This is a genomic window from Amycolatopsis minnesotensis (genome assembly GCF_039529815.1).
Lineage (GTDB): Bacteria > Actinomycetota > Actinomycetes > Mycobacteriales > Pseudonocardiaceae > Amycolatopsis > Amycolatopsis minnesotensis.
In genome coordinates this window covers 54,992-78,604 of sequence record NZ_BAAANN010000041.1, presented here as the reverse complement: position 1 = coordinate 78,604, position 23,613 = coordinate 54,992, and the positions used below count along the sequence as shown (strand labels likewise).

At 69.9% G+C, this 23,613-nt stretch carries 22 protein-coding genes; 14 read left to right on the top strand and 8 right to left on the bottom strand.

Annotation, left to right across the window (positions count from 1 at the left end; all coding sequences use genetic code 11):
* The first annotated feature begins 11 nt into the window (after nucleotides 1–11).
* Together ABD256_RS36590 and ABD256_RS36585 are read left to right on the top strand one after the other, a co-directional pair.
* Nucleotides 12–1,634, top strand: coding sequence for a hypothetical protein (locus ABD256_RS36590; RefSeq protein ID WP_344429618.1), 1,623 nt, complete (start codon nucleotides 12–14; stop codon nucleotides 1,632–1,634).
* Nucleotides 1,631–2,404 carry an ESX secretion-associated protein EspG gene (locus ABD256_RS36585; RefSeq protein ID WP_344429615.1) on the top strand — a complete coding sequence of 258 codons (774 nt, stop codon included), beginning with the start codon at nucleotides 1,631–1,633 and terminating at the stop codon, nucleotides 2,402–2,404. Before ABD256_RS36590 ends, ABD256_RS36585 begins: the two co-directional genes overlap by 4 nt.
* Nucleotides 2,405–2,778: 374 nt before the next feature.
* On the opposite strand, the gene ABD256_RS36580 is transcribed toward ABD256_RS36585, so the two are convergent.
* Genes ABD256_RS36580 through ABD256_RS36565 form a run of 4 tightly spaced genes read right to left on the bottom strand, consistent with a single transcriptional unit; the run spans nucleotide 2,779 to nucleotide 10,257 of the window.
* Nucleotides 2,779–4,617 carry a serine/threonine-protein kinase gene (locus tag ABD256_RS36580; protein ID WP_344429613.1) on the bottom strand — a complete coding sequence of 613 codons (1,839 nt, stop codon included), beginning with the start codon at nucleotides 4,615–4,617 and terminating at the stop codon, nucleotides 2,779–2,781.
* A 28-nt stretch (nucleotides 4,618–4,645) separates the two neighbouring features.
* On the bottom strand, nucleotides 4,646–6,499 hold the full coding sequence (locus tag ABD256_RS36575; protein ID WP_344429611.1) for a serine/threonine-protein kinase: 1,854 nt from the start codon (nucleotides 6,497–6,499) through the stop codon (nucleotides 4,646–4,648).
* Complete coding sequence (locus ABD256_RS36570; RefSeq protein ID WP_344429609.1) at nucleotides 6,496–8,373, bottom strand: serine/threonine-protein kinase; 1,878 nt, start codon at nucleotides 8,371–8,373, stop codon at nucleotides 6,496–6,498. The genes ABD256_RS36575 and ABD256_RS36570 overlap by 4 nt, the downstream gene beginning before the upstream one ends.
* A gap of 15 nt (nucleotides 8,374–8,388) precedes the next feature.
* A complete protein-coding gene (locus tag ABD256_RS36565) occupies nucleotides 8,389–10,257 on the bottom strand; it encodes a serine/threonine-protein kinase (protein ID WP_344429607.1) in 1,869 nt (622 codons plus the stop codon).
* 187 nt (nucleotides 10,258–10,444) lie between these two features.
* On the opposite strand from ABD256_RS36565, the gene ABD256_RS36560 reads away from it, so the two are divergent.
* Together ABD256_RS36560 and ABD256_RS36555 are read left to right on the top strand one after the other, a co-directional pair.
* The gene (locus tag ABD256_RS36560; RefSeq protein WP_344429605.1) at nucleotides 10,445–10,795 is read left to right on the top strand and encodes a hypothetical protein; all 351 of its coding nucleotides are present in this window, start codon (nucleotides 10,445–10,447) and stop codon (nucleotides 10,793–10,795) included.
* 83 nt (nucleotides 10,796–10,878) lie between these two features.
* The gene (locus ABD256_RS36555; protein WP_344429603.1) at nucleotides 10,879–11,931 is read left to right on the top strand and encodes a transglycosylase SLT domain-containing protein; all 1,053 of its coding nucleotides are present in this window, start codon (nucleotides 10,879–10,881) and stop codon (nucleotides 11,929–11,931) included.
* A gap of 78 nt (nucleotides 11,932–12,009) precedes the next feature.
* On the opposite strand, the gene ABD256_RS36550 is transcribed toward ABD256_RS36555, so the two are convergent.
* Nucleotides 12,010–12,597: a L,D-transpeptidase gene (locus ABD256_RS36550; RefSeq protein WP_344429601.1), complete on the bottom strand. Its 588-nt coding sequence runs from the start codon at nucleotides 12,595–12,597 to the stop codon at nucleotides 12,010–12,012.
* 171 nt (nucleotides 12,598–12,768) lie between these two features.
* Here ABD256_RS36550 and ABD256_RS36545 point away from each other — a divergent pair, with 171 nt between their 5' ends.
* A complete protein-coding gene (locus ABD256_RS36545) occupies nucleotides 12,769–13,878 on the top strand; it encodes a pyridoxal phosphate-dependent aminotransferase (protein WP_425546581.1) in 1,110 nt (369 codons plus the stop codon).
* A 150-nt stretch (nucleotides 13,879–14,028) separates the two neighbouring features.
* Nucleotides 14,029–14,202, top strand: a complete 174-nt coding sequence (locus tag ABD256_RS36540; RefSeq protein ID WP_215548974.1) for a hypothetical protein — start codon at nucleotides 14,029–14,031, stop codon at nucleotides 14,200–14,202.
* Nucleotides 14,203–14,204: 2 nt separating this feature from the next.
* Here the strand turns inward: ABD256_RS36540 and ABD256_RS36535 are convergent, their stop codons facing one another.
* The 3 genes from ABD256_RS36535 to ABD256_RS36525 all read right to left on the bottom strand — a co-directional run bounded on the left by ABD256_RS36535 (nucleotide 14,205) and on the right by ABD256_RS36525 (nucleotide 16,771).
* Entirely contained in the window at nucleotides 14,205–15,044 is an 840-nt protein-coding gene (locus ABD256_RS36535) for an SAM-dependent methyltransferase (RefSeq protein WP_344429596.1), read from the bottom strand.
* A gap of 90 nt (nucleotides 15,045–15,134) precedes the next feature.
* Nucleotides 15,135–15,728, bottom strand: coding sequence for an HAD family hydrolase (locus ABD256_RS36530; RefSeq protein ID WP_344429593.1), 594 nt, complete (start codon nucleotides 15,726–15,728; stop codon nucleotides 15,135–15,137).
* The gene (locus tag ABD256_RS36525) at nucleotides 15,725–16,771 is read right to left on the bottom strand and encodes a threonine aldolase family protein (RefSeq protein ID WP_425546580.1); all 1,047 of its coding nucleotides are present in this window, start codon (nucleotides 16,769–16,771) and stop codon (nucleotides 15,725–15,727) included. The genes ABD256_RS36530 and ABD256_RS36525 overlap by 4 nt, the downstream gene beginning before the upstream one ends.
* Nucleotides 16,772–16,883: 112 nt before the next feature.
* Here ABD256_RS36525 and ABD256_RS36520 point away from each other — a divergent pair, with 112 nt between their 5' ends.
* From ABD256_RS36520 to ABD256_RS36485, 8 genes are all read left to right on the top strand, one after another.
* Complete coding sequence (locus ABD256_RS36520) at nucleotides 16,884–17,390, top strand: SigE family RNA polymerase sigma factor (RefSeq protein WP_344429591.1); 507 nt, start codon at nucleotides 16,884–16,886, stop codon at nucleotides 17,388–17,390.
* Complete coding sequence (locus tag ABD256_RS36515; protein WP_344429589.1) at nucleotides 17,383–18,114, top strand: hypothetical protein; 732 nt, start codon at nucleotides 17,383–17,385, stop codon at nucleotides 18,112–18,114. The genes ABD256_RS36520 and ABD256_RS36515 overlap by 8 nt, the downstream gene beginning before the upstream one ends.
* Nucleotides 18,115–18,281: 167 nt before the next feature.
* On the top strand, nucleotides 18,282–18,875 hold the full coding sequence (locus ABD256_RS36510; protein ID WP_344429587.1) for a TetR/AcrR family transcriptional regulator: 594 nt from the start codon (nucleotides 18,282–18,284) through the stop codon (nucleotides 18,873–18,875).
* 17 nt (nucleotides 18,876–18,892) lie between these two features.
* The gene (gene purB / locus ABD256_RS36505; protein WP_344429585.1) at nucleotides 18,893–20,320 is read left to right on the top strand and encodes an adenylosuccinate lyase; all 1,428 of its coding nucleotides are present in this window, start codon (nucleotides 18,893–18,895) and stop codon (nucleotides 20,318–20,320) included.
* Nucleotides 20,321–20,470: 150 nt separating this feature from the next.
* Nucleotides 20,471–21,304: a substrate-binding periplasmic protein gene (locus ABD256_RS36500; protein WP_344429583.1), complete on the top strand. Its 834-nt coding sequence runs from the start codon at nucleotides 20,471–20,473 to the stop codon at nucleotides 21,302–21,304.
* A gap of 21 nt (nucleotides 21,305–21,325) precedes the next feature.
* The gene (locus ABD256_RS36495) at nucleotides 21,326–22,096 is read left to right on the top strand and encodes an ABC transporter substrate-binding protein (RefSeq protein WP_344429581.1); all 771 of its coding nucleotides are present in this window, start codon (nucleotides 21,326–21,328) and stop codon (nucleotides 22,094–22,096) included.
* On the top strand, nucleotides 22,096–22,869 hold the full coding sequence (locus tag ABD256_RS36490) for an amino acid ABC transporter permease (RefSeq protein ID WP_344429579.1): 774 nt from the start codon (nucleotides 22,096–22,098) through the stop codon (nucleotides 22,867–22,869). Before ABD256_RS36495 ends, ABD256_RS36490 begins: the two co-directional genes overlap by 1 nt.
* Complete coding sequence (locus ABD256_RS36485) at nucleotides 22,866–23,612, top strand: amino acid ABC transporter ATP-binding protein (protein WP_344429578.1); 747 nt, start codon at nucleotides 22,866–22,868, stop codon at nucleotides 23,610–23,612. Before ABD256_RS36490 ends, ABD256_RS36485 begins: the two co-directional genes overlap by 4 nt.
* The last annotated feature ends 1 nt before the right edge of the window (nucleotide 23,613 follow it).

Sequence of the window (23,613 nt, the reverse complement as noted above, 5' to 3'; positions counted from 1 at the left end):
GGACGGCGGAGATGAGTGACGGGATCGACGTCGGGGCGCTGGTGTCCAGGATCAGGGACCACCGCTTCGACGGCTACTCGTACAACATGCTCGCCGACGAGGTGCAGGCGTTCCGCAACGGCGACGGAATCGGCGGCATCTCGTCCGCGGTCGACGCGCTCAAGGCGGTCGCGGGCGCGCTCGACGAAACCGACGGGACCCTGCGCGACCAGCTCGGCAAGCTCGGCGTGGTGTGGACGAGCACCGCGGGCGGCCAGGCGGGCGTGGTGCTCGCCGGGCACGCCGGGTTTTCCAGCGACGCGACCACGAAGGTCAACCACGCGGCGGAGATGATCTTCGCGCAGGGCGAGGCGTTCAGCAGGACGCTGCACCGGCTGCCGGAGACCGCGGCGCTGCGCACCGGCGCCGGCAGCGAGGGCCGCTCGTTCGGCGATTCGGTGGCCGGGCTGTTCGGGTTCGAAACCGACCACTCCGCCGCGGTCCGCCAGGCGAACGAGGCGCGCCAGCAGGCCGTCGACGCGTTGAACGAGTACGCGCGCTCCAGCGGCGAGAACCTGGCGTCGACCGAGGCGATCGGCAGGCCGGAGAGCATCGGGCTGACCGGCAGTGGCGGCCCGTTCACGAACCTCGTCGCCGCCGATCCTGATTCCGGTTCCGGTTCCGGGGACGACCCCGTTCTCCCGCAGGGCGGCGGTGGCGCCCCGGCCGGTGGCGGCCCGGTGCCGCCACCGTCACCGGGAAGCCCGGCCCCGCACGGCGGTGGCCAGGCGATCGCGCCGATCGGCCTGCCGCCCGTCGCGCCGGAGCAGACCACGCGGCCGAGCGGCGGCAGGCTGCCGCCCGCGCCCCGGCCAGGTCAGGAGCCGCCGTCCGGAGCGTTTTCCGGCAGCGGCCCGGTGGCCCGCGCGCCCATTCCGGACGGTCGCGGGCAGGTGCGGCCGCCCGTCGCTTCGCCCGCGCGGCCGGGATTCTCCGGCGGGCTGTTCACCGGTCCGGCGGCCACCGGCGGGCCGGAGTCGCGTGGCGGTGTCGCCGCGCCGCGGCCCTCGTCGGGACCGTCCGGCCGGACCGGCGGGCCGGGTGGCGGCGCCGGTGGTGGCACGCCGCAGAGCGGTGGCACGCCCGGTGGCGGTGACGCGCCTTCCGGTCACGCGGCCTCGGGTGAGCCCGCGCTGGCGAAGGGCAGGGTCGTCGGGTCCGCGCTGCCCGCCCCGGTGACCGCGTTGAGCAGCGGGGTGCCGTTCAGCACGGTGCCGAGGGCCGCGTTCGGCGGCGCCGAACTGGGTGCGGGCCTCACGGCGCTCGGCGCGGCCGGTGCCGGTGGCGCGGTCAGCGGCGAGCCCGACCGCCAAGGAAAGGGCTTCGCGAGGAGCGCGCCGTCCAGATCGGCGAAGGCGGCCAAGCAGATCCCGATGGACGACCTGCCGGAAGAAGAGGCGAAAGTGCTGCGCAAGTCCGGGCACGGCGTCGAACCGGCGCCCGCGAAGCGCGGGCTGCTGGAGCGCGCGGCGGAGCGCGATGCCGAGGACGGCAAGCAGGTCCGCCGGTACGGCGTCGACGACAAGGACCTGTTCACCGACCAGCGTGAGGTGCCGCCGCGCACGATCGCCGACGGGGACGAGTCCCGAGGATGAGCTCATCGACCGGTACGGTCGTTCTTTCCGTTCTCGAGTTCGACGCCCTGTGGGAGGCGGAGCGCCTGCCCGAACGGCATCCGGCGCTCCAGGTGATCAGCCCCGGCATCACCTACACCGAGCGCCGCCAGCTCGTCGAAGAGGCGCTGACCGGGTTGCGCGGGCGCGGTCTCGTCCGCGGCGCGCGGGCCACCGGTGAGGTCGCGGACCTGTTCAACATCCTGGCCGCGCCGCAGCTCGCGCTCGACGCGTGGGTGTGGGCGGAACGCGAGATCAAGGGCCTCGCCGCGCGGATCGGCGGCGCCGCGGTGCTCGCGGTCATCGACGCGGGCGAGGTGTGGCTCATCCCGACCGACGCGGACCGCCTGCCGGAAGCCGCGGTGTCCGTCGCCGGTGAGCTGGAACCGGGCGTCGGCCGCTCGGTGAACGTGCCGCACGACGTGCTCACCGCTGCCGACATCGAAGCACGCGGCGACGCGAAGGCACTCGTGACCGCGCTCGAAGACCGGCGCCTTCCCTTGGAGGAAAGCCAAGAGCTGGCCGGAATGCTGATGGGCACCGTCGCAAGAGGACAGTTCGGCACCGAGCGGCGCGGGCGCGACGGCCTGGTGCGGCGGGCGCCCCGCGTGGTCGCGTTCCACGACACCGACTCCGGCCGGTACCTGTTCCAGCTGAGCAGGGACGCGAACGGCCGGGACTGGGCGACCGTCACCCCCGCCGACAACCTCGTGCTGGAGCAGCGAATCCACGAACTGCTGGACGAGTTCTGAGCACCGTCCACAGTGGCCTGATCAACCCCCGCAGTTGCCGTCGTGCCAGGGTGAGCCGTCCCTGGAGGGAGCCTTCAGGGAATCTGACGCCACGATCTCGGCCTTCGCTGATAGCGAGGGCTCTGCGAGTGCCGCACGGATGCCCCGAAGGTGACCTTCGGGGACTTGAGCGCCCCAGATCCACCCTTCGCGCGGGTGGTGTGGCGCCTTATGGGGTGGGTCGCTGCGTTGGTGCTCCCTGAAGGGAGCCTTCACCGCGTTCAGCGCCGTGAACTCGGCCCTCGTGGCAACAGGGTGCGGCAGGTGAGCGCGCGCATGCCCTGAAGGTGACCTTCGGGGACTTGAGCGCCCCAGATCCACCCTTCGCGCACTGCTCAGGGCTTCGGCAGCTTCGCGGCGACGGAGGTGGCGAATTCCCTGGTCTTCGCGCAAGCCTCGTCCGGGTCGCCCTTCTCATCGAGGTCCGAATAGAACACTCGCACGGTGTCGGCCTTCTCGTCGGAGACCCGCAGCGGCGACCAGCTGATCGTGCAGAACACGCTCTTCGGATCGGGTGACGACTTCATGACCGCGGGCACGCCGCCGAGATCGACCGGTGTCGTCCCGTCGGTGTCCAGCGCGCCGCGGCCGAAGTCCACGGTCACCGAGTCCGGCTGGGTGAACTCGCAGACGTGCACCGTGGTCTGCAGCTTCCCGGTGACCGGCGCGCCGAGCAGCTTGGTGACCGCGGCCGGGTCCGGTACCGCGCACGGGTCGAGCGGCAGCACGCTCCCCCGCGGCAGGACGTGGTCGACGCCGCCCGCCCTGATCCGTTCCAGCGCCTGACCCAGCGCGGTCCGCGCCTCGTCGCATCCCTCCGGTGTGGACTCTTCGTTTTCCACCGACACGCCGAAGCCCTCGTTGCCCGGTACCGCGATCGTCGCCTCGCAGCCACTGAGGTGGTTGATCAGCACCGGCTGGCCGTTGATCGGGGCGCTCGGCGCGGCACCGTCCCGGTACACCCTGTCGCCGAGCTTCAGCTTCAGCGTCGGCCCCGACTCCGCCCGGTACGAGCACCGGTTCACGTACGCCAGCCGTTCTTCCGGCTGGAACTCCCCGTACGGCGCGATCGACATGCCCGGCAGCACCTTGCACGGGTCGGTGCGCCGCAGCACGGTGAGGTCGAGCGGGTTCTGGTTCAGCGGCGCCGCCGCGGGCCGGTCGTCCAAATCGGACAGTCCGATCGCGACGATCGTGCCCGCCGCCAGCACCGCCACCCCGCCGATCGCCGCCGCGACGGGAACCCACCGCCTCTTGCGCTTCGGTGGCGGCGGCACCGGCCACGACAGCGCGGCGCGGACACCGGCCTCCTGCGCGCCGATCTGCGCCCGCACCGACGGTGGCCAAGGCTGCGCGACCGGCGCCACCGGGCCGCCGTGGCCGAGGAAGTCCAGGATCTGCGCCGGCGTCGGCCGGTACGCCGGGTCCTTCGCGAGGCACGGTTCCGCCAGCCGCCGCACCTCGGGCGGCACCCCGCTGAGATCCGGCTGGTGGTGCACGACCTGGTACAGCGTCTGCGGCGTGGAGTCACCGGCGAACGGCCCGCGCCCGGTCGCCGCCATCACCAGCAGCGCGCCGAGGGAGAACACGTCGCTGGCCGGGGTCAGCGGCCTGCTTTCCGCCTGCTCCGGCGACATGAACGCGGGCGAGCCGATCACCGCGCCGGTTCCGGTGAGCTCGGTGCTGCCCTCGGTGGCGCGGGCGATCCCGAAGTCGATCACCCGTGGCCCGTCCGAGGTCAGCAACACGTTGCTGGGCTTGAGATCGCGGTGCACGAGCCCGGCGCGGTGGACTTCGCCGAGCGCTGCGGCGAGCCCCGCGGCCAGCAGCCGGATCGACGGTTCCGGCAGCGGCCCCGCCGCGTCCACCGCTTCGCGCAGTGACGGCCCGGCCACGTAGACCGAAGCGAGCCACGGCGTATCGGCTTCGGGATCGGCGTCGATCACCGCCGCCGTGTACGCGCCGGAGACGAGCCGCGACGCCTGCACCTCGCGGCGGAACCGCGCACGGAACGCGGGGTCCTTCGCGAAGGACGCGTGGACCTGCTTGAGCGCGACGAGCCTGCCGTCGGGAGCGGCGGCGAGCGCGACCCGGCCCATCCCGCCTTCGCCGAGCGAGGCGATGAGCCGGTAGCCGCCGATGTGACGTGGTTCGTTCGGATGTAACGCGTGCACCCGGTGAGTCTAGAGTCCGGCCCGCCCGTCAGGCTTTCGGCAGCTTCGGGAGCAGCGCCTTGGCGAACTCCCGCGCCTGACGGCAGATCTCCGCCTCCGGCAGCGGGTTCGCCATCGTCCTGAACTGGACCTCGACGTTCTCGGACTCCTCTTCGGACAGTGGCTTGTGCACCCAGGCCAGGGTGCAGTCCGCGCTCGCCGGGTTGTTCCGCGAGGTCACCGAGAACGCCTTCACCCCGCCGAGGTCGACCTCCTCCGCCGTCGGCTCGGTGCTCTTCCTCGGCGGGTAGTAGCGCTGCAGGGAGACCTTGACCGAGCCCGAGACCTCCCACACACAGGTGTGCAGGTCCTCGGCCCGCACGCCGCCGATCGGGCCGATGATGCCCTGCGCGGCGGTCCGGTCCACCAGCTCGCAGGGATCCACAGTGGACAACCCGGTGCTCGCGGGTGTCGCGGCCTTGATCCTGGTCACCGCGGTGCCGAGCACCGTCTTGGCCGCGGCGCAGGTCGTCTCCACCGGCTGGCCGGTGCCGTTGAGGTTCACCTCGACGGTCAGGTCGGGAGCGCCGGTGAGCGGTATCGCGGCGTAGCAGATCGTGCTGGTCCGGTCGACGAGCACCGGCACCCCGCCGAGATCGCCCTGCTGCGTCGCCCCGGCGCGCTTCGCCCCGCCGATCCGCAGGCTGATCTGCTGGTCACCGGCCTGGTAGAGGCAGTCGAGGAAACTGATCGTCTTCAGCGCCTTGAGCTTGCCGAGACCGGGCGCCTGCTGCCCGTCGAGCACCGGGCACGGGGCGATGCCGCGCACCTTCGGCGGCCCGAGCGGGTCATTGTTGACCGGGGTCGCGGCCGTGGGCGGGGCGGCCGCGCTGCTGGCCGGGGCGGCCGCGGGCGGTTCGCCGCCGGTCGAATTCACCGCGACGACCGTGCCCGCGGCGAGCACCGCCGCCGCACCCGCCGCGGCCAGCGCGATCTTGGCCGCGCGTTTGCGCGGCGGCGACTTCAGCGCCCGGCGCGCGGCCTGTTCGTGCTCGCCGATCAGCGCGTGCACGCTGGCGGGCCACGGCTGCGGCACCGGCGCCAGCGGTCCGATGAGCTGCAGCAGCTGCGCCGGCGCCGGGCGGTGCGCGGGGTCCTTCGCGAGGCACGGCTCGGCGATCCGGCGCACCTCGGGCGGCAGGAACCGCAGGTCGGGATGGGCGTGCACGACGTTGTAGAGCGTCTGCGGGGTGGAAGCGCCGCTGAACGGCGCCTGACCGCTCGACGCCATCACGAGCAGCGCGCCGAGGGAGAACACGTCGCTGGCCGCCGTCACCTGCTTGCCCTCGGCCTGTTCCGGCGACATGAACGCGGGCGAGCCGATGATGGAGCCGGTGTGCGTCAGCTCGGTGCCGCCCTGGGCGGCGCGCGCGATCCCGAAGTCGATCACGCGCGGACCGTCTCCGGTCAGGATCACGTTGCTGGGCTTGAGATCCCGGTGCACGAGCCCGACGCGGTGGATTTCGAGGAGTGCGCTCGCGAGGCCCGCCGCGAGGTGCCGCACCGAGCCGGGCGGCAGGCGTCCGGCACCGTCGACGGCCTCCTGCAACGACGGCCCGGCGACATAGACCGACGCGAGCCACGGCGTCGGCGCGTTCGGATCGGCGTCCATGACCGCGGCGGTGTAGGCCCCGGACACCATGCGGGAGGCCTCCACCTCGCGCCGGAACCGGGAGCGGAAACCGTTGTCGTGCGCGAAACCCGGATGCACCTGCTTGACGGCGACGAGCCGCCCGTCCGGGCCCGTGGCGAGCAGTACGCGGCCCATGCCGCCCTCGCCGAGCAGGGCGAGTGGCCGGTAGCGCCCGATCTGGCGCGCGTCGTCGCGGTCGAGTGGTTTCACGGCTTCGGCAGCCCCGGGATCATCGCGCCCGCGAAGTCCTCGACCTTCTGGCAGATCTCCTCGGTGGGCAGCTTCGCGTCACCACTGTCGCTCATGGACGCGGTGACCCGCTGGGAGTTTCCTTCCCTGCTGGGCTTGTGGTTCCACGCCAGCTCGCAGGAATGGCTCGTCGCGGTGTCCTCGCGGGTCACCCACACCTTGAACCCTCCTATTTGGACGTTCTCCGGCGACTCGTAGGCCGCGCGCTCGGTGACCGCGTCACCGACGCTCGCGCTGATCCACTTGGCGCCGCGCCAGGTGCACTTGTGCAGCCCGGTCACCTCGTTCTCCTCGACGCCGCCGAGGATCTTCTCGATCGCGTCCTTCGCGACCGTGCCGCAGACGTCGACCGGGATGAGGCTGCCCTTGTCCTGCGGGTAGCGCGGAGGGGTGCCGCGCAGGGCTTTGATCGTCTCGGTCAGGATCTCCCGCACGATCTTGCAGCGGTCGCCCTTGGTGGTCGAGGAAAACGCGGAGATCCCCATTTTCTCGGCGACCGGGTTTGCCACGCTTGCGCGGCAAGAGCTGCCGCTGTCGTCGAGCTTTCCGGGGAGTCCTTCGAAGGTCGCGTCCTTGCCGGAGCTGGAGGCGCTGTCGCCGACGTCGATGTTCGCCAGCGCGACGTTGTCCCCCGACCCGTACGAGCACTGGCTGTATTCGACCTGGAGGCTGTTGTCGCCGGTGAGTTTTCCGGTACTGGGCAGGGTTTTGCCGTCGAGTAGCTGGCACGGGTCGACCGTGCGCAGGTTGTCGGGGCGCAGCGGATCGGGTGGTGGCGGTGCCGCGGGCTGCGCGGCGGAGGCCGGTGCGGCGCCGGGCTCGCCGGAGCCGCCGCTCGCGACGATCGCGGTCGTGACCCCCGCCGCGACGATGACGACGGCCGCCGCCGCGATCCCCGCGATGAGCCCGGTGCGCTTCGGTTTCGGCTCAGGCGCGGGTTCCGGACGGGGAGCCCCGAGCGCGACTTCGACTTCGCCCTTCTGGCGCGCGATTTCCTGGTGCACCGTGGCGGGCCACGGCGTCGCACTCGGCGTCACCGCGCCGAGGAAGTCGAGAAGCTGGCTCGGTGTCGGGCGGTGCGCGGGGTCCTTGGCCAGGCAGGGTTCGGCGAGCTGGCGGATGTGCGGCGGCAGCGTGGTGAGATCGGGCTGGCTGTGCACCACGTTGTAGAGCGTCTGCGGCGTGGAGTTGCCCGCGAAGGGACTGCTTCCCGTTGCTGCCATGACAAGCAGCGCGCCGAGTGAAAACACGTCGCTCGCCGGGGTGAGCGCCTTTCCCTCGGCCTGCTCCGGTGACATGAACCCGGGCGACCCGATCACCGACCCGGTGTGCGTGAGATCGGTGTCGCCTTCGGCCGCGCGGGCGATCCCGAAGTCGATGACGCGGGGCCCGTCGTCGGTGAGGAGCACATTGGACGGTTTGAGGTCACGGTGGATCAACCCGACCCGGTGGATCTCCTCCAGCGCGGTGGCAAGCCCGGTCGCCAGGTAGTGAATGGACTCCGGCGGCAACGGCCCGACCGCGTCGACGGTCTCCTTCAGCGATGGCCCGGGCACGTAAACCGAAGCCAGCCAAGGAATCCGCGCGTCGGGATCGGCGTCCATGACCGCCGCCGTGTAGGCCCCGGACACCATGCGGGACGCCTCGACCTCGCGCTTGAACCGGGACCGGAACCCGTCGTCGTGCGCGAAACCGGGATGCACCTGCTTGACCGCGACCAGCCGCCCGTCGGATGCCACCCCCAGCAGCACCCGCCCCATTCCGCCCTCACCGAGCGAGGCCACCAACTGGTACCGCCCGATGCGACCAGCATCCCCAGCACTCAACGGCTTCATCGTGAATTCGTCACCCTATTCTTTCACCGGCGCCTTGGTGAGCACGGACTTCGCAGCCCGTTGCGCCATGCCACAGATGTCGGCGCTCTTGTTCTTGTCCGAATAAGGAAGTATCTCGACTTGGACGTACTCGTCGTTCGCCGAGTTTATTTCGGCATGTGGCCAGTCCACGTGGCAGCTTGCCCCGGAGTCGAACTCGTACTTCTTCTGGTGCACTTCGATGTCATCGATCTTGACCGTCTCGTTCGGCGCATCGTCGGACTTCTTCCCGCCGTACGCGCTCACGGAGAGCCGCCCGTCGTCCGTGCTCCACTCGCAGGTGTGGATATTGCTCAGCTCCGTCTTGAGCTTTCCGGGGAGAAGCTGGGGTGGAGTCGCAGGGTCCATCAGCGTGCACGGATCCAGTGGCAGCACGCTGTCTTCCGCCAGGCTCAGTTCGACCGGGTTCCGCTTGAGCGATCCCATTGCCGCGACCAGGATTTCCTGCGCGGCTTTGCAGATGTCACCCGACTTCGACTGGACGTTCACTCCCACCGCGGGGCTTTTTCGATCCGGGGGCTGAGCCGTGTGCTTGCAGGCCGGTAGGTCCTGCTCGGTGTACTTCATCTCGCGGGTCGGTATGTCGCCGATGTACGAGGTGCGCGGAAGCGGGTCTCCACCGATGGAATCGCCGAGGTTGAGCGCTACTTTGCCGCCAGCGGGGATCGTGTAGTCGCAGGTGCCGAAGCCGTCGTTTTCGGAGACCGTGGTCTTGCCGAAGACCGGCAACGCGTTGGGATCGAGCACTTTGCAGGCGTCCACCAGCCGGAGGCGGTCCAGGCTCAACGGGTCAGGGTTGCGGGGCGGCCGGTTCGCGGTGTGCGTCGAATCGCCGGTCAGCTTCGAGACGGCGAAAACGGTGCCGCCCGCCAGAATCAGCGTTGCCACGATGGCGCCCGCGGTGATCAGGACCCGTTTCCGCTTGTTGCCCGCACTCGGCTTGGCCGGTGGCGGCGGGGGCTTCGCGAGGAAGTGACCGACTTCTTCCTTGTGGTGCGCGATCCGCGCGTGCACGGGCGGCGGCCACGGCATGCTGGCGTAGCGCACGGCACCGAGGTGGTCGAGGAGCTGGGCCGGTGTCGGCCGGTGCGCGGGATCCTTGGCGAGACAGGGCTCGGCGAGCTGGCGGACGGGCGGCGGCAGCGTAGTCAGGTTCGGGTGGGTGTGGACGACGTTGTAGAGGGTTTGCGGGGTGGAGTTCCCGGCGAAGGGGCTCTGCCCGGTGGCGGCCATGACCAACAGCGCGCCGAGGGAGAACATGTCACTGGCGGGGGTGAGCGACTTGCCTTCGGCTTGTTCGGGTGACATGAACCCGGGTGAGCCGATGACCGAGCCGGTGTGGGTGAGGTCGTTGTTGCCCTCGGCGGCGCGGGCGATGCCGAAGTCGATCACGCGGGGGCCGTCGTCGGTGAGCAGCACGTTGGACGGTTTGAGGTCCCGGTGGATTAACCCGGCCCGGTGAATTTCGGTGAGTGCCGACGCGAGGCCGGTCGCCAGGTAGCGGATCGATTCGAGGGGCAGTGGCCCCGCCGCGTCGACCGCTTCCTTGAGCGACGGGCCGGGTACGTAGACCGACGCCAGCCAGGGGATCTCCGCGTCGGGGTCGGCGTCCATGACGGCGGCGGTGTAGGCGCCGGACACCATGCGCGAGGTTTCGACCTCGCGACGGAACCGCGAACGGAAGCCTTCGTCGTGCGCGAAACCGGGATGAACCTGCTTCAACGCGACCAAACGGCCATCGGGAGAGGCGCCGAGCAGGACCCGGCCCATGCCGCCCTCGCCGAGCGAAGCGAGCAACCGGTAGCGCCCGACTTGCCAGGCCTCGCCCGGGTTCAACGGCTTCATGTCACTCTTCCCTCCCAGCGTGATGCTACAAAGCGTGCACGGCGGCGATGCGACGCGCGCCGCCGGGTGGGAGTTCCGCCAAACCGCACACGGCCTGCAGCGGAGGTCCTACAGTGTGCTCTGGAACCGCCGCGGTGGCCGACGCGTCAGACCCGGCGGAAGCGACATCGCGAAGGGGAGACGAACCGTGCCGAAGTACGACTTCGATGCTCTGAACTACGTGGCCGGGAAGGTCGACCAGCTCCACGAAGAGTTCAAGAAGTCCAAGGACAAGGTGGCCCCCGAAGAGGGTGAGCACCCGTTCGGCACCCTTCGGCACCCCGACGACCACGATCCCGCGAAACCACCGGTCAAACCTTCGCCCTCGGACGAGACCGCGAATGCCTACCACTCGTTCTCGAAGGGCAGCCAGGGCGAGTTCGAAGCCGGGGCCAAGCACATGGCTGCCACGAGCCAGTTCCTCCGCGATGCCGCCAGGATGATGCAGGAGCAGGACAACGCCTCCGGCGATGCGATCAAGAAGACGGCAAAGGGATGACCGCTGTGGTGCGCGATGTGGGCCAGGAATAAGGGGGAAACGTGGTAGCTCAACTGGTGGTTCCGCCTGAGTGGACGAGTGCGATGGAAGCGTCCAAGCAGATCGACAAGATCAAGCCAGAAAGCATCGATGAGGTTTCCCGAAAGTTTCGCGATGCCTCTGCTAATTCGCGCGACCATGTGCAGGCGCTCAATGCCGCCAACGCGAATCTGACGAATGGGACCTGGGTCGGCCCGGCTGCCGACGGGTTCTTTGCCTACGTCAAAGATCTGGCCAAGAATGGCGAGCAGTTCAGTGACCGGCTCGATGAGGTTGCGGGAGAGCTGAGCACTCTGCAGGGGCAGTTGGTGACTGCCCGCAACAACATAAACACCGCGCGCGGCAAGGATGGCGAGATACAAAAAATCGTCACCGACGCGAACAATGCTGCGACGACCCGCCAAAATGCCCTGGATCAGGCCGTGCGAGAGAACAAGCCAGCGCCCCCGGGTGACTCTCCGGACAAGATAATTGACGATGCCCGAGTCAAGCTCAATGCTTTGGTCGGTCCGAATGTCGAGGCGATAAATACCAACTTGAGCGCCGCGACCACGGCTCTCAACGAGGCCAAGACCAAGGCGCAGCAGGACATCAGTGCTGGGTATTCGAAGGTCAAGCCGCCCGGTCACAAAGGCGGCGGTACGCACGCTTCGCGGTCCAGTGGGGGCGGCGGAGGGGGCGGGGGCGGCGGTGGTGGCCTCGGCTCCAGTGGTGGGCCGCCGCCGGGTGGGCCGCCGCCGGGCAATGTGGACTCGTGGATCCGCGAGGCGATCAAGATCCTGCAGGCCAACGGGATCCCGGTGACCGACGCGGACATCCAGAAGATCTGGACGATCATCGAGAAGGAGTCCGGCGGCAACCCGCACGCGATCAACAACTGGGACTCGAACGCGGCGAAGGGCACCCCGTCCAAGGGGCTCATGCAGTGCATCGACCCGACGTTCCAGTCGCACAAGCTGGCGGGGCACGACGACATCTACAACCCGGTGGACAACATCATCGCCGGTGTCCGCTACACGTTCTCCCGCTACGGCGGCTTCGACGGGCACCCCGGCCTGAAGGCGATGGCCCACGGCGGCGGCTACCAGGGCTACTAGAGGGCTACTAGAGGGCTACTGGACAAAAACCGGTGCCCGCCTCCTAGCGGGGGCGGGCACCGGTTCTTTGAAGAACTGTCAGGACACGACCTGCACGGTGTCGCCGATGTTGAGCGTCGAGAAGAACTTCTGCGACGCCGCCTTCGACAGGTGGATGCAGCCGTGCGACGGCACCTTGAGGCTGCCGGTGTGGAACGCGTCGCCGGGGTAGAAGAACACCGAGTTCGGCATCGGCGCCATGTCGAACTGCTTGCTGAGGTGCATCTTCTCCTTCGACAGCACGTGGAACGTGCCGGTCGGGGTCGCGTGGCCCTTGCGGCCCGAGGTCATCGGCACCGGGCCGTAGACGACCTTGCCGTCCTGCACGAGCCAGGACTGCTTGCTGGAGATGTCGACGCACGCGCCGGTGACGACGTTCGCGCACGGGATTCCGGCCGCCGGCGCTGGCTTCGGCTTCTCGGCGATCGGCTTCGCCGCGGGCTTCGCGGGAGGGACCGGGGCTTCCGATGACGGCGTCGAGGCCGGTGCCGAAGCGGGAACCGAAGCCGCGCCGGGCTGCGCGCCACCGGCGGCGGGCGCACTGTCGATGCTGCCACCGGAGCAGGCGGCCAGCACGGCGGTCGCGGCCAGCGCGGCGATTCCGACGACGATCTTCTTGATACCCACGAATAACCCCCGGTAGTCCTTTGTGGCCTTTTCACCCTTCTAGACGCGCTTGATCCACCCAGGTTGCGGCCGGAAGGTCACGAACGGGCGAACGCCTACCCTGGGCGGGTGACTGAGCACCCCTCCTTCCCCGGTCCCGCCCAGCGCGCGAACGTGCCGCCGTTCCACGTGATGGACGTCCTCTCGGCCGCGCAGGCCCGGCAGCGCACGCACGGTGACGTCGTCCTGCTCGCCGCCGGGCAGCCCACCGCGGGCGCGCCGGCACCCGTGCGCGAGGCGGCGCAGCGAGCGCTGGCCGACGGCGATCTCGGCTACACCGTCCAGCTCGGCATCCCGGAGCTGCGGGAGGCGGTCGCCGGCCACTACGCCACCCGGTACGGCCTGGACGTGAGCCCGGACGAGGTGATCATGACGACCGGCTCGTCCGGCGGCTTCCTGCTGTCCTTCCTCTCCGCCTTCGAACCGGGTGACCGGGTGGCGATGGCGCGCCCCGGCTACCCCGCGTACCGGAACCTGCTGTCCGTGCTGGGCTGCGAGGTGGTCGAGTTCGCCACCGACGAGCGCACCCGCTTCCAGCCGACGGTCGAGCTGCTCGACGAGCTGGGCCCGATCACCGGGCTGGTGGTGGCGAGCCCCAGCAACCCGACCGGCACCGTGCTGCCGCCCGGCGAGCTGGCCGCGATCGCGGGCTGGTGCTCATCGCACGGGGTGCAGCTGGTCAGCGACGAGATCTACCACGGCATCTCCTACGGCGCGGAGGTCGGTTGCGCCTGGCAGAGCTCGTCCGAAGCGCTCGTGCTGGGGTCGTTCTCGAAGTACTTCGCGATGACGGGCTGGCGGCTCGGCTGGCTGCTCGCGCCGCGACGGCTGCACCGGGCGATCGACGTGCTGACCGGCAACTTCACCATCTGCCCTCCCGCGCTGGCCCAGCGCGCCGCCGTCGCGGCGTTCACGCCCGAGTCCTACGCGGAGGCCGACGCGCACGTCGAGCACTACCGGAAGAACCGGGACGCGCTGCTCGGCGGGCTGCGCGAGATCGGGCTGGACAAGGTCGCACCGGTCGACGGCGCCTTCTACGCCTACGTCGACGTCTCGGAGTTCACCTCGGACAGCCTCAGCTGGTGCCAGCGGTTGCTGGCGGACACCGGGGTGGCGATCACGCCGGGTGTCGACTTCGACCCCGTCGACGGCGGCCGGTTCGTGCGCCTGTCGTTCGCGGGCGCCCGCGAAGACCTCGACGAGGGGGTGCGCCGCATCGGGGACTGGCTGGCTGCGGGTTAGGCGGGTTAGGCGGGGTAGGCGGGGTAGGGGGTAGGTGGGAACCCCGATATGTCCCTGAACGTTGGGCTTGGCACAAGCTTTTCCGGCCGGGACGTGGGAGTCTTCAAGCAGCGGGCCGGGTGGTCTGCGAAAGGCAACCGGAGGAAAGAAATGTTCTGGAAGATCGTCGGAACGCTGATCGTCGTGTGGCTGGCGTTCACCGTGCTCGGCTTCGTCGTCAAGGGGCTGTTCTGGCTCGCGGTGATCGGTGGCGTGCTCTTCCTCGGAACCGCGGCCTACGGCGCCATCAAGGGCAGGGGTGACTCGAAGCGGCTCAACCCCTGACCTCAGGGTTTGCGGGCCACGCCGCCGAGGGTGGTGAAGTTGGACGGGGAGAGCCGGTGCAGCCGGGGCCCGTCCGGCCACCACAGATGGGGGTAGGTGAGGCCGGGTTCGACCAGTTCGAGACCGCTGAACAGGGACTCGATGTCCTCGCGGCCGCGGTACAGCGTGTCGAGCCCGGTGCCACTGAACCGGTCGTCCAGTGAATCGGCGACGTGCGCGGCCTCGCTGCCGTCACCGGGGTTGAACTGGTGCGCGAGCACCAGGTACGAGCCGGGGGCCACCGCGTCGACGTAGGCCTTCACCACCGCGCGGGCCTCGTCGAGGTCCTTGATGTGGTGGATGATCCCGCACATGATGACGCCCACCGGGCGCTTGAAGTCCAGGTACTTGGTGATTTCCGGGTCGGCGAGCGCTTCGGCCGGACGGGTGATGTCCGCGCCGGACACGTGCGTGTACTCGTTCTCCTCCAGCAGCGCGCGGCCGTGCGCCTGGACCACCGGGTCGTTGTCGACGTAGACGACGTGCGCCTCGGGGCGGTAGCGCTGCACGATCTGGTGCGTGTTCTCGGCGGTGGGAAAACCGGACCCGAGGTCGAGGAACTGGTCGATTTCCAGCCGGTTCGCCAGCAGCCGCACGGTCCTGACCAGCCACTGGCGCAGTTCCTTCGCCATGAGCTGGGCTTCCGGCGCGATTTCGAGGATCTTGCGCAGCACCGCGCGATCGGACTCGTAGTGGTCGTGCCCGCCGACGAGGGCGTCGTAAACCCGCGCGATGCTCGGCGCGGACGGATCGATCCGCACCAGGACGGGCCCGTCGCCGGACCGTTGTTTCGCTGCGGGCATGAGAACCCCAAAATTTGACGCTCTGTGGGCTTGTCGTGACCCACACTAAGCTACCGCCTCGGCCCCGTGTAGATGGATGGGCCGTCAGGGTTACTTTTCCGGCTCCAGCCATGACCGCGCCTCGGCCGCGCCGAGCCAGCGGTGCGCGCGGACGCCGACCGCGTTCGCTCCGTCCACATTGGATTGACGATCGTCGAGGAACAGGCAGTCGCCCGGTGCGGCGTCCAGTCGCGACAGCAGCTCGCGGTAGATTTCGGCATCCGGTTTGGCCAGTCTGACGTCACCGGAGAACAACAGGACCTCGAACAGCTTCGAGAACTCCTGCTGCTCGACCCAGCGGCCGAACGACGACGGCGCGTTGGACAGCAGCGCCAGCGAAGCGCCGGCCTCGGACAGCGCCGCGACCAGTTCCAGCGCGGCGGGTTCGAGGCAGGACCAGCCTTCGATGTCCAGTTCGGTCAGCGTCGCCGACATCGCCTCGTCCACCTCGGCGCCGACCACGGCCCCGATCGACCGCCAGTACTCGATATCGGCCGAGCCGCGGTCATACGCGTCGCGGAGCCCCCAGTACGCGGGCTCGAACTCGGCGACGCCGACGCCGAGCGCGGCCGCCATCTCCGGCACGGCCGTGGTGCGCGAACACAGCACCTCGCCGTAGTCGAACACGATCCAGTGACGGCTCACTGGCTTCCCCCGTTCGTCAGGCGGCTCTCGATCCGGAGCAGCGCCTCGTCGATGTCGTCGTCGGAGAGGTCGCGGTGCAGCACGAACCGCACCTTCCCGGCCATCGGCAGCGCGTGCACCCCGGCCGCCGCCAGTGTGTCGAGCGCGACGTTCACGTCGGCGACGTCGGCGAGCACGATGTTCGTCTGCGGCTCGGTGACCTCCCAGCCGAACTCCGAAAGCCCGGTGGCCAGCCGCCGCGCCTTCCGGTGGTCCCGTTCGAGCTCACCGAGGTGGTCCAGCCCGGCGAGCCCGGCCGCGGCCAGCACGCCGACCTGGCGCATCCCGCCGCCGAGCAGGTGCCGGACGCGGCGTGCCTGGTCGACGAGGTCTTCGCCGCCGGCGAGGACCGATCCGGCGGGTGCGCCGAGCCCCTTGCTGAAGCAGGCCGAGACGCTGTCGACGCCGACGGTCAGCGCCGCGGGCGGCAGGCCGAGCGCGACCGCGGCGTTCCAGATACGGGCGCCGTCGAGGTGGACGGTCAGCCCGGCCTGCTTCGCCGTGGCGAGCAGGCGTGCGTGCTCGTGCGGCGGCGTGACCGCGCCGCCCGCGGCGTTGTGCGTGTTCTCCAGGCAGAGGAGCGTGGTGCGCAGCGCGTAGTACGGCGCGTTCCGCGGGCCGATCGCCGAGGACAGCGCGCTCGGCGTCGGGCGGCCTGGCCCGGCGTCGTGTTCGAGCGCCTCCGGCATACCGCCCGCGAGCCACGCGGCCGAGCCGAGTTCGTTGGCCAGCACGTGCGCGTCGCGGGGCGCGAGGAACCGGTCGCCGCGTTCGAGGTGCACGGTCAGCGCGATCAGGTTGGCCATCGTGCCGGTCGGGGTCCACAGCGCCGCGGGCATCCCGAGCAGGGCCGCGGCTCTCTCTTCCAGCGCGCGCACCGTCGGGTCGGTGCCGTACACGTTGTCGCCGACCTCGGCGGCCGCCATCGCGCGCCGCATCGTTTCATCCGGTCGGGTGACAGTGTCGGAGCGGAAATCGATCGCTCGTGTCGCTGCGAAGGTCACGGTTGGATCACATCACATGTCTGGGTGGCCTCGTTCGGGTGGGCGTGCAACGGTGGACGCCGCCCGATCCGTCTATCCCCCTGAACGCACGACGAAGCGGAGAGCCAGCCGCGTGAACGAGCGCGACGAGCAGGAGTTCGCGGAGTACTTCGCCGCACGGCGGGACTCCGTGCGGCGTACCGCGTACATGCTGTGCGGTGACTGGCATCGCGCGGACGACCTGGCGCAGACCGCGTTCGTCGCGCTGCACCGGCGGTGGCACAAGATCCGCGACCGGGCCGCGACGGACGCCTACCTGCGCAAGACGCTCGTCAGGGCCTCGATCGACGAGTCGAGGAGGCCGTGGCGGAGGGAACGGTATGTGGACGAGATGCCCGAGCCGGAGCAGGCGCCCGTCCGCGTCGACGACCAGGTGGCGACGCGGGAGGACCTGCTCTCCGGGCTCCGCAAGGTGCCGCCGAAGCAGCGGGCGGTGCTCGTACTGAGGTACTTCGAAGGGCTCGACGTGGCGGGCGTCGCGAAGGCGCTCGGCTGCAGCGAAGGGAACGTGAAGAGCCAGACCGCGAGAGGGCTGGCGAACCTGCGCGGCGTGCTGGAGGAGGTGGACACGCGTGGATGACCAGAAGCTGGAGACCCTGTTCTCCGACGCGGCGGGCGAACCGCCACCCGCGTCCTTCTCGATCGGCGACGTGCGCGCCTCGTCGGCGAGGGCGACCGCGCGCCGCCGCACCGTGCTGACCTCGGCGGTGGCGTCCGTGGTGCTGCTCATCGCCGGGTTCGCGGTCGCCGGGTACCTCTTCTCGGCGAGGTCCCAGCCGGAGAACAACACCGCGAGTGCGCCCGCGACGGGCAAGTCCGCGCCGCAATTCAGCGTGCAGGGGCAACCCCTGCCCACCCCCGCACGTCCTCCGAATGCGAACACCCAGACTTCCCCGACTCCTAATCCCGAGCAGGGGGGTGAAGGGTCAGGGGAGACCGGCCCTCGGGCCGGGAGCACCCTCGGGTGCGACCAGGTCGACCGGGATCTCGCCACCGCCCTCGCTGGCGAGATCCCGGTCACCGCCGGCGCCCAGCCGTCGCCGGGCCGCGCTTGTTCGACGGCGGCGCGGTCCGCCGGGTTCCCGGTCGCCGACGGCGCCAGCGCGGGCACCTACTCCGTGGCGCTCTACCCGCCCGGCGTGTCCGTTCCCAGGCCGGCGCTGCCGCCGGGCGCCGCGCTCGCCGAACAGCGGACCGCGGCGGGCGGCACCCTGGTGGTGCTGAGCACGCCGCAACCAGGCTCGGCGGCCCCCTTCCCGAACGACGTCCAGCGCGTCGCCACCGCACTGGCCAAGCGCTTCTGACCCGTCCGTGAGTTCGGGCGCCGTGTGCGCGCACCTCCCGAAGGTGCCCTTCAGGGGCAGCCCCTCCTGGCAGCCCCTCCTGGCGGCTCCGTGCTTCCGTGACGCCCTGGATGAGCCCGCCGGGCACACCGGCTGGCCTGCGGGTTCGGCTGGCAAGATGGGACAGCATGACCGCAGCCGCGAGCACGCCAAAAGGTGAGCGGCGTCGTGCCGCGCTGGTCGAGGCCGCCGCCGAGCTGCTGGTCGAGGGCGGGTTCGACGCGATACGGCACCGGGCGGTCGCGGAGCGCGCCGGGCTGCCGCTGGCATCGACCACCTACTACTTCGATTCGCTCGAAGACCTCGTCACGGCCGCGGTCGAGCACCATTCGCGGGTCGAGCTGGCACAGGGCCGCCGGTGCCTCGAAGACCTCGCGACGCGGGACCGCGACGTCGACGCGCAGGCCGACCTGGTGCTCGAACTCCTCCTCGGCCCCGAGCAGCGGGACCGCGAGGCCGACGCCGAGGCGGTGCTCCTGCGGTACGAACGCCTGGTGGTGACCGGCCGCCGCAAGTACCTCCGCCCGCTGATGAGCGAGCTGAACGTCGAGCTGCGCAGCCTGATGCTGGAGATCTTCGAGCGCTCCGGCTCCCCGATGACCGAGGACGAGCTGTACCGGCTCATCGCGCTCATCGACGGGGCGGTGGTGAACGCGCTGGTCGCGGTCGACCCCGAGCCGAGGGCGGCCGCCGCGCGCATGCTGCGCGGCGCGCTGAGCTGAGCCGTTAACCTATCGCCGTGACGGACAAGCCCCGCATCCCGAATGTCCTTGCCAGCCGCTACGCCTCGCCGGAGCTGGTGTCGCTGTGGTCACCGGAGCAGAAGGTCAGGCTGGAGCGCGAGCTGTGGCTCGCCGTGCTCCGCGCGCAGCACGAGCTGGGCGTCGAGGTCGGCGACGGTGTCATCGAGGACTACGCGCGGGTGCTGGACCAGGTCGACCTGGAGTCCATCGCGGCGCGCGAGCGGGTCACGCGGCACGACGTGAAGGCGCGGATCGAGGAGTTCAACGCGCTCGCCGGGCACGAGCACATCCACAAGGGCATGACCTCGCGCGACCTCACCGAGAACGTCGAGCAGCTCCAGCTCCGGCGCTCGCTGGAACTGGTGCGCAGCAGGGCCGCCGCGGTGCTGGCCAAGCTCGCTTCGCTCGCCGTGGAACACGAAGACCTGGTGCTGGCGGGCCGCTCGCACAACGTGGCGGCGCAGGCCACGACGCTGGGCAAGCGCTTCGCGACCGCCGCCGACGAACTGCTGGTCGCCTTCGAGCGGGTCGACGAGCTGATCGCGCGCTACCCGCTGCGCGGGATCAAGGGCCCGGTCGGCACCGCGCAGGACATGCTCGACCTGCTCGGCGACCAGTCCACTTTGGACGAGCTGGAGGACAGGGTCGCCGGGCACCTCGGCTTCGACCGCCGGTTCACCAGCGTCGGCCAGGTCTACCCGCGTTCGCTCGACTTCGACGTGCTGTCCGCGGTGGTGCAGATCGCCGCCGCGCCGTCGAGCCTCGCCAAGACGATCCGGCTGATGGCGGGCCACGAGCTGGTCACCGAGGGCTTCCAGCCGGGCCAGGTCGGCTCGTCCGCCATGCCGCACAAGATGAACACGCGCTCGTGCGAACGGGTCAACGGGCTCGCCGTCGTGCTGCGCGGGTACCTGTCGATGATCGGCGAGCTGGCGGGTGACCAGTGGAACGAGGGCGACGTCTCGGATTCCGTGGTGCGCCGGGTCGCGCTGCCCGACGCGTTCTTCGCGATCGACGGGCTGCTGGAGACCTTCCTCACCGTGCTGAACGAGTTCGGCGCGTTCCCCGCGGTGGTCGCGCGCGAGCTGGACCGGTACCTGCCGTTCCTGGCCACCACCAAGGTGCTGATGGCCGCGGTGCGCGGCGGGGTCGGCAGGGAGAGCGCGCACGAGGCGATCAAGGAGAACGCGGTGGCCGTCGCGCTCGCGATGCGGGAGGGCCAGGCGGGAAACGACCTGCTCGACCGGTTCGCCGCGGACGACCGGCTGCCGCTGGCGCGGTCCGAACTGGACGCGCTGCTGGCCGACCCGATCGGTTTCACCGGCGTGGCGACCAGCCAGGTCCAGACCATCGCGAAGCGGGTCGAGGAAGTGCTGGCGCGGTTCCCCGAAGCGGCGGAGTATGTGCCCCAGCCCATTCTGTGAACTCGGGCACGCGCTCACAGAATGGGATGAAGTTACTCGTTCGGGTGGTTTTCATAGGGTGGGCGCCGAACCGACGAGCGCCGGGGGACGAACCCGTACCCTGGCGCTCTCTCTCATCGCGGAAACCCGCCAGAGCCGAAGAAGAGAAGCATGAGATCCACGCTGTGGAAGGCCATCGCCGCTGTCACCGTTGCCGCGACCGGAACGGTCACCCTCGCGCTCGCCGCGTGCGGCACGTCGGCCAGTGACCCGAACGCCGCACTGCGGGTGGGCACGCTGCCCGACGCCCCGCCGTCCATCTACTTCGAGAACGGCCAGTACACCGGCTACGACAACGAGCTGCTCCGCGAGATCGGCAAGCGCGAGAACTTCGAGGTGAAGTTCGTCGGGACGGACTTCTCCGGCCTGCTCGCCAGCGTCGCGAACCGCAACTTCGACATCGGCAGCTCCACCATCTCGACCACCGAGGCGCGCAAGAAGACGGTCGCCTTCAGCAACGGGTACAACACCGAGTTCACCGTGATCGTGACCAAGAAGGGCGCGAACCTCAAGGACCCGGCGGCGTTCGGCGGCAAGCGCGTCGGCGTCGTGCAGGCCTCGGTGCAGGACGACTTCGCGACGAAGCGGCTCCCCGGCGCGAACGTGGCGCGCTTCCCCGACTACAACGCCGGGTTCGCGCAGCTGCGCACCGGCGGCCTCGACGGCTGGGTGGTGCCGGCGGACATCGGCAAGAAGTACATCGAGCAGAACGCCGACGCGCAGCTCGAGGTCGGCTACCAGGTGGAGAGCAAGGACACCCCGTCCGCGTTCGCGGTCCGCAAGGACAACAAGGAGCTGCTGGCGAAGCTCAACGACGGGATCGCCAAGCTCATCGCGGACGGCACCGTGAAACGGCTGCACGAGCAGTTCTTCAAGGCAGAGCCGCTGCCGAAGGAACTGGAACCGGGCGGCCCCGGCCTGCCGGTGACCAACCCGGGCGCGTAGCGGCCGGTGAAGGGAACAGTGATGAAGAAGTTGCTGGGCGCGACCGCGGCGGCTGTGCTGCTCGCCGCGCTCGCCGCCTGCGGCGGTGCCGATACGAGCACGCTGCGGGTCGGCACGCTGCCGGACTCGCCGCCGAACATCTACCAGGAGAACGGGAAGTTCACCGGGTTCGACAACGAGCTGCTGTCGGCGATCGCGCAGAAGGAGGGGCTGAAGATCGAGTTCGTCGGCACCGACTTCTCCGCGCTGCTCGGGAAAGTCGCGAGTGGACAGTTCGACATCGGCTCCTCGGCGATCGCGCAGACCCCGGAGCGGAAGAAGACCGTCGACTTCTCCGACCCGTACAACTTCCAGTCGCTGTCCATCGAGGTCAAGGACGGCTCGTCGATCACGGACGAGAAGTCCTTGTCCGGCAAGCGGATCAGCGTCGTGCAGGGCACCGCGTCGGACGCCTGGCTGACCGCGACCGTCCCGGCCGCGCAGATCGTGCGGTTCCCCAACGACGCGGCCGCGCTGAGCGCGCTGAAGACCGCCGCCGTCGACGGATCGGTGTTCGACCAGGCGACCGCGGAGTCGTACCAGAAGGACAACCCGAACGAGAAGCTGAAGATCACCAAGTCGTTCACCACCGAAACACCGCACGGCTACGCGGTGAAGCACGGCAACTCCGAGCTGCTCGGCAAGCTCAACGACGGGATCAAGCAGGCGATCGCGGACGGGACGTGGCTCAGGCTGCACCAGCAGTTCATGCCGAACGCCCCGGTGGCGCCGCAGTTCTCGGGTAAGCGGTAATGGACCAGTTCGTCGAGACGTTCCTGAACTGGGACTACATCAAGGAAGTCTTCCCCGACCTGCTCAAGACCGGCCTGCCGAACACGCTGATCCTCGCGGTCATCTCCTCGCTGATCGGCGCGGTGCTCGGCTTGGTGCTCGCCGTGATGGGGCTGTCCACGAAGCGCTGGCTGCGCTGGCCCGCGCGGATCTACACCGACATCTTCCGCGGTCTGCCCGCGATCCTGGTGATCCTGGTGATCGGGCAGGGCCTTGGCATCCTCGCGCGCGACATCGTCGGCACGAACCCGTATCCGCTCGGGATACTGGCGCTGAGCCTGATCGCCGCCGCCTACATCGGCGAGATCTTCCGGGCCGGTATCCAGAGTGTCGAAAAAGGACAGCTGGAGGCCAGCCGCGCGCTCGGCATGAGCTACGGCAAGGCGATGCTGCTGGTGATCATCCCGCAGGGGGTGCGGCGGGTGCTGCCCGCGCTGGTGAACCAGTTCATCTCGCTGGTGAAGGATTCGAGCCTGGTGTACTTCCTCGGGTTCGTCGCCGAGCAGCGCGACCTGTTCCGGATCGGCCAGGACCTCGCGGCCAACACCGGGAACCTCTCGCCGCTCGTCGCGGCAGGCGTGCTGTACCTGGTGATCACGGTGCCGCTGACGCACCTGGTGAACTTCATCGACAAGAAGCTGCGCACCGGGCGGAAGGTCACCACCGACCCCGACGAGATGGCCATCGTCGCGGCGGGTGTACCGGGGAGCGCGGGGGGTACGGGGAGCAGATGACCACCGAGGCGAAAACCCAGTCGGCGAGCGTGGAACTGCGCGACATCCACGTCTCGTTCGGCACCCTCGAAGTGCTGCGCGGGGTGGACCTCACCGTCCCCCGCGGCGAGACGGTGTGCGTGATCGGGCCGTCCGGTTCGGGCAAGTCGACGCTGCTGCGGTGCGTGAACCGCTTGCAGGAGCCCGATTCCGGCGACCTGCTCTTCGACGGCGAAAGCGTGATCAAGGCCGATCCCGACCGGCTGCGCCAGCGCGTCGGCATGGTGTTCCAGCACTTCAACCTGTTCGGGCACCGCAGCGTGCTGGACAACATCACGTTGCCGCTGCGCAGCGTGAAGAGGCTGGACAAGGCCGCGGCCGAGGAGGTCGCGCTGGCGCGGCTGGCCGACGTCGGGCTCGCGGACAAGGCGCCGTACCGCCCCGCCGCGCTGTCCGGCGGGCAGCAGCAGCGGGTCGCGATCGCGCGTGCGCTCGCGATGGAACCCGAGGTCATGCTGTTCGACGAGGCCACCAGCGCGCTCGACCCCGAACTCGTGAAGGGCGTGCTCGACCTGATGGCGGGGCTCGCCGAGCGCGGGCTCACGCTCATCGTGGTCACGCACGAGATGGGGTTCGCGCGCAGCGTCGCGGACAAGGTCGCCTTCATGGACCGCGGCAAGATCGTCGAGTACGGCACCCCGGACGCCGTCTTCGACAAGCCGCAAAGCCCGCGCCTCCAGCAATTCCTTTCCCAGGTGCTCTAGC